General features: G+C 66.7%; 3 protein-coding genes and 1 pseudogene. 1 reads left to right on the forward strand and 3 read right to left on the reverse strand.

What is annotated here, in order from left to right; all coding sequences use genetic code 11:
- Window positions 1-365: 365 nt before the first annotated feature.
- Entirely contained in the window at window positions 366-944 is a 579-nt protein-coding gene (locus tag I71_RS08015) for a hypothetical protein (RefSeq protein WP_042693623.1), read from the reverse strand.
- A gap of 95 nt (window positions 945-1,039) precedes the next feature.
- On the opposite strand from I71_RS08015, the gene I71_RS37215 reads away from it, so the two are divergent.
- Complete coding sequence (locus tag I71_RS37215) at window positions 1,040-2,329, forward strand: hypothetical protein (protein ID WP_148294182.1); 1,290 nt, start codon at window positions 1,040-1,042, stop codon at window positions 2,327-2,329.
- Here the strand turns inward: I71_RS37215 and I71_RS08025 are convergent.
- Together I71_RS08025 and I71_RS08030 are read right to left on the reverse strand one after the other, a co-directional pair.
- On the reverse strand, window positions 2,284-4,599 hold the full coding sequence (locus tag I71_RS08025) for a hypothetical protein (protein ID WP_042693626.1): 2,316 nt from the start codon (window positions 4,597-4,599) through the stop codon (window positions 2,284-2,286). The genes I71_RS37215 and I71_RS08025 overlap by 46 nt on opposite strands.
- Window positions 4,600-4,825: 226 nt before the next feature.
- Window positions 4,826-5,216: pseudogene (locus tag I71_RS08030) on the reverse strand (transporter substrate-binding domain-containing protein); the annotation flags it as partial.

Genomic DNA, 5,216 nt, shown 5'->3' on the forward strand with positions numbered 1-5,216 from the left:
GTCAGCATATTCATGATCGATATGAAAAACAAGGAATGGATGTGACGAAATAGTCAATGATCTCTTTAAGGCTATTTGGGCTTTTGCCATTCAGCACGGGAAACGAAGAATGGAGCCTGAATAGCAACTGATACATTTGGCGAATTCCACGGTGTGCCATCACGGTCTGGGAGCGGCGGCTGTTGAAGTGGCATCCTCAAGGCAGAAGCCCGATCATGTCGCTCAAGCCGCAGACCATTCCGCCGGTGCCCGAGACGACCGCGACCGTCGCCCGGGCCGCCTGGTACGGACGTATCTGTGCCACCGCGTCGTCGGCGCTGGTTTCCTCTTCACCGAACCAGCAGTCCAGGCTGGAAACGGCAAGATCACCGGTATGCAGTTGCGGGCTTCGCGGGTGACTGTCTCATTGAGGTCTCGGCGACTCGCATCGCTACCCGGCAGCGACTCCACGTCGGCTGGAACCCCGGTGCACCCCTGGCGATCTCGTCCAGCAGTGCCAGCACTTCGACAAGCGGCGCCCCTGGCTCGGTGATCGATCCGTCCGGGCCCCACATGGCGGCGATGACGTCGAGCCTCGCCAGGACGTCGGCGGTACCGGCGACGGGCCGGGTCTGGATCTCAGCAGCGAGGCGCCGCGCTTCCTGCTCCAGCCGGCGGATGCGCCATGCCGCGGCGCTTGGCGTCCCTGGTGCTGACCGAGCGCCGTTCAGGCGGGCAACCTTGGCGACGATCATCGTCCGGAACCGCTGGGCGGCTTCATCGCTGATGGCGGTCCATCCTGGTGTTGGGATCGTCTCCAGCTGGGCGACCTCGGTGTAGCGCCGTCGCCCAACCCGCACCGCCGGGACAGGCGAACGGCGGCGCTGCCGTTCCTGCTCGGCCAGAAGTTCCGCCAACTCGATCCGGATCGTACTCCACCGGCGCCATGTTGCGCTGACGGTCATGGGAACGGCCTCCCATCGTGGGACCGTGGGACGGAGCGCCGCCCGGTGTGGTGGAAGTCCTTCGCATCCAAATGCTGCGAGAGCGAGGGACAGGCATGGCCGAACGGTGGTTGGTGGAGACGATGCCCCTGCAAGGGAGCCCGCACGGGCCGGTGCTGCGCGCGGCGCGTGATGCCCTGTGCGCGGCCGGCTTGGCGGTTGGTGTGACGCTGGTGCTGGTCGAGGAATGGGAAGCGCTGGCGCAGCTGAACGCCTGGCACCGCGGCGACTGGTTCCCGCTCCTGCCCCGGCCGGCGGCGGCACCGTCCTTCTGGGTGGCCGCGGTCGATGCCGACGGCGAGTTCGTCGCCACCCACGGCGTGGTGCTGCTCGATTGCTCGACTGCCAGCTTCGGCGCGCGGGTCGGCGACCTGACCGCATTCCATGATCCTGGTGCTGCTCCGTCGGAAGAGTTCGGGTTCTGCGCCTCGCCGGCGGCGCACGAGACGCGCGGGGCGGTGGCCTGGATCGTCGCCGGCTGGAACCGGCCAGACTGGCGCGGACGGGGGCTGTTCCACCTGCTGGGGGCCGTGGCGCGTCTGGTGGCGCTGGACCGCTGGTCGCCACGCTGGGTGGTCGGGCTGGTCGATCCGGAGACGGTGCCGGTGTGGGTGCGCCGCTGTGCCGGGCGGGCGCTGTTGGAGCTCCTGCCCGCGGTGCTCTACCAGCAGGCGGGCGTCGGGCGGCTGCAGCTCCACTTCATGCGGTGGAGCCGGCCGGCGATGCTGCTCGACCTGCAGGACGCGGCCAGGAAGGATACACTGGAAACGGGGACCCTTCGCCCGGTCTGGTCAATGCAGAGTCTGGACGTCAACGGCGGACAGGACGGCGCGGCGGCCCCGATCCTCCCACCCATAGAGGGCGTGGGTGTAGACGAAGGGCCGGCCGACACCCGAGACGGTCACCCGGTTGAAGACCGCCTCGCCGGCGCCGATGCTCTCGGCATACTGCGCCCCGATGCTGTGCGCGAACTCGACATGAGGATCCGCTTCGTCGGGCTGGTTGATGACGGCCCGGCCCCAGGCGCGCCCCAGAACCGACAAGGTCGGCACCCCCAGATGCCGGAAGCACAGCGGATCGGCCGGCCCGGTGCTCGACAGGAAAGTGCAGCGGTCCATCAGGCCGGCGCGTTTCAGGAAGATGGGCAAGGACGGGGTCAGCACGCGCTGGCGCCGGCACTCGGCCACGATGGTGCGCTGCCAGTCCGTCGCCTCGGCCAGCGTCAGCCGAACGATGGTGGTCTCCGGCCGGACGGCGGGGCGCAGGGCGCCCCGGTCCTTGGTGGGGAAGATCAGGATGGTCACGCTGCCCGCTCCAGCTTCAGGGCCTCCACCGCGGCGGCGTAGGCCGCCTGGAACTGCGCCGGGGTGATGCCGGCGGCGCTCGCGCCGGCGTCGACCATGCGGCCGGTCGGCTCCAGCGGCAGGGCCAGCGTGGCGGGCGCCTCGGTCTCGAAAGCGGCGACCGTGTCGGCGAAGGCATCGGCGTTTTGGTGCTGATCGTTGGCCGCGGCTGGCGACGCCTCCAACATCTTGACCACCCACCACAGGATCCGGGCCCGGAAATCGACGAGGTCCGCCTCGCTCGGCTCGGCTCCGCGGAGAAACGCCTGTTCCGATTCGAGCGTGTCGCAGCAGACCCGCAGGATCAGGTACCGCAGCAGAATCGCGGCGTCGCAAAAAGTTTTGGGGGCGAGGTCCGCAAGATGATCGGCTGCGGCCATCATCTTGTTTTCGTAGGGCTCGCGATCCCCGTCCGACATGTCTTCAGGAAGCGCGCTTTCAGCCTTCATGGCGTCCAACAGCGCATCGAAAGCGTTCGAGATCTCGGATCCGTCCTTGCGATCAGGCGCCGGCTGGGAGGTGCCCCCGATCCGCTCGGCGTTCTTCATGGCGGTCCACAGCCACACCCGATCAAGGGGGCTGTCCGCCTTCGGGCAGTGCTCTCCACCCGGCTCCGGTTCGAGTTGGTACCAAACCGTTGCCAACTGGACAGCAAGGCCGGCCCCGGTCTTCGGCTGCAACTCCATAATCAGATGGTCGACCTCCTTCCATTCGATGCGGAGGGGCATGATTTCATCATCAGATCGGCCTGGCTGGTCGATCTGGTCGATCAGTTCGCTGCGTCGCCGACCGAGTGCGAGAATATCGGCGTCGGGGTGACCATCGCCCACCGTGGATGGTCCGACCTCGCCCCACAGCGGTTGCGGCTGTTTCACATCCTCGTGCGGCAAGAGGGCTTCGACATCGCGCAGATCGTCCAGAAGCTGGTCCCGATACTGGCTCAGCAGGCCGTGCCCTTGCTCTTTGGTGAACTCCAAGGTGGCCGCGTGGAGGTGGCTGCCGGTGGCGAAAAACTCCAGCCACTCGATAAAGAACTCCTGCTGGTCCTGGGACATGCGGCCGAACGTGGCGGTGACCCGAGCCTTCTGCTCCGGTCCACCCGGGTCGGCAGCGCTGCGAGCGCGGTTCCGGTCGCACTCCACAGCCATGCGCTTGGCCACGCTCGCCGGCAAGTCGTAGATGACGCTGACATGCTCGGGCGCCGGCTCCCACAGAGAGGACGGCAAGGCGATGGAGCGGCCCGAAGGGTCGATGCCCTCCTTCGACATGGCCGCACGGTGAAGCGGGCCGAAGAACCGCCCCTCACCGAAAGCGCGAACCTCCGCCGGCAGGGGAAGAACGCCGAGTCGGGAAATGTCGCTGACCGCCGACTGCCAAAGCTTGATGTCGCCCTCGTACATGCAGCCGGAGGTCCAATAGGTGAAGTAGGCGAACCGAGCCAACGCCCCAAGCGGCGTGGCAGCAGCAGCCTCCACCACCGCCTCTTCAGCCTCTTCGCGCGCGACTCTCGCCTGTTCGTATTCCTCGAACTTGGCCTTCACGTCCGGATACTCACGGTCGAGCCGTTTTGTGAGATCGCCGATCTCATCGCTGGCGCGCGTCTCGGCCGCGAGGGCGGAGACCCAGGCGACGTATGCGGCGACCGCCGGATCATCAGAGCGTTCGGCTCCATCGCTCTCGGTGTCATGCAGCGTGACGAGCTTGGCGACGGTCTGGAGCATTGCGGCGAAGACTGCTTCCCCATTGACGTTTGGCGACTGGAAATCGCCATCGTGCAGCGGAGATGCGCGGTGCGCGAAAACCTTCAGGGCGGCCAAGCAGTCGCCGACAGTGTGTTTCTCGGCCGCGGCGATTGCGTTCTCGATGGCCACCCACCGGCCAGCGAGTTCCTGCCGTCGGTTGTCGTCGCCGTCATCATGGATAGCGTCATGCTCCGCAATCATGCCAGCGTACTGTTCGGCAGCCTCCTGAAAGGTGATGCCGATGGAGGGAATGGTGGTGGTGCCCAGCAGCACGGCGCGCAGGGCATGTGGGCGATGGAGATCCTCCCCACCGTGGGGGCAGTGATTCGCGAGGGTCTCGGTGATGGTGAAGCGTTCCGGCTGCATTGCGTGATCTCCGGACGCGAGGAGCCGCGCGAACGCAGCTGCTGCCGCAGCCGTGCCGTCCGGAGGTGCATCGCTCGCCGTCATGGTTTGGGGCGCCTCTGCCTCCAGCAACTCGGCATAGGGAGCCGACAGGGTGCAGGGCATGACGAGATGGGTGTCGGGCATAGCTGCCTCCATGATTGAGCGATGCAGGAAAGCGTCTGGCCGGAGTGTGGATGCCGGTGCGCTTGCCGAATAAAACTGCTGAACACAGAGGCGTGTTGAGATCCTAAATAGTACGTTTGCTGAAAGTATTTCTCCCCAATGCCGGTTGAGAACTTGCCCACCGCCTGATGGATTGTCGCTCGCGCTCGGGCATTCCATCGAAGAGTGGGGGATTGGCGGACGGCACCTATTTTGCCGACAGGTCTGCGCCGAACCAGCGGCCGGACAGGCGCGCGGTGGTGCCATCCTCGGCGGCGCTGGCGATGGCCTGGGTGAAGCGGGCGGACAGCTGATCGCCCTTCCGGACGGCGACAGCCACGCCACCACCCAGCACGCCGCCGCTGAAGGCGGGACCGGCCGGGATCAGGTTCCCGCCGGTGGCGCGCAGAGCCTCGACCGACGTCCGGGCCGTCAGCATCGCGTCGACGCGGCCGGCGGAGAGGTCCAGGGCTGCGGCGGCCACCGTCTCGTAGAAGCGTAGCCGGACGCGGGGAAACAGCGTCTCCAGCATGTGGGCGTGGATGGTCGAGGCCTGCACGGCGATCATCTTTTCCGTCAGGGCGTGCGCGGTGCTGCTG

The sequence above is a fragment of the Azospirillum sp. B506 genome (assembly GCF_000333595.1).
Classification (GTDB): domain Bacteria; phylum Pseudomonadota; class Alphaproteobacteria; order Azospirillales; family Azospirillaceae; genus Azospirillum.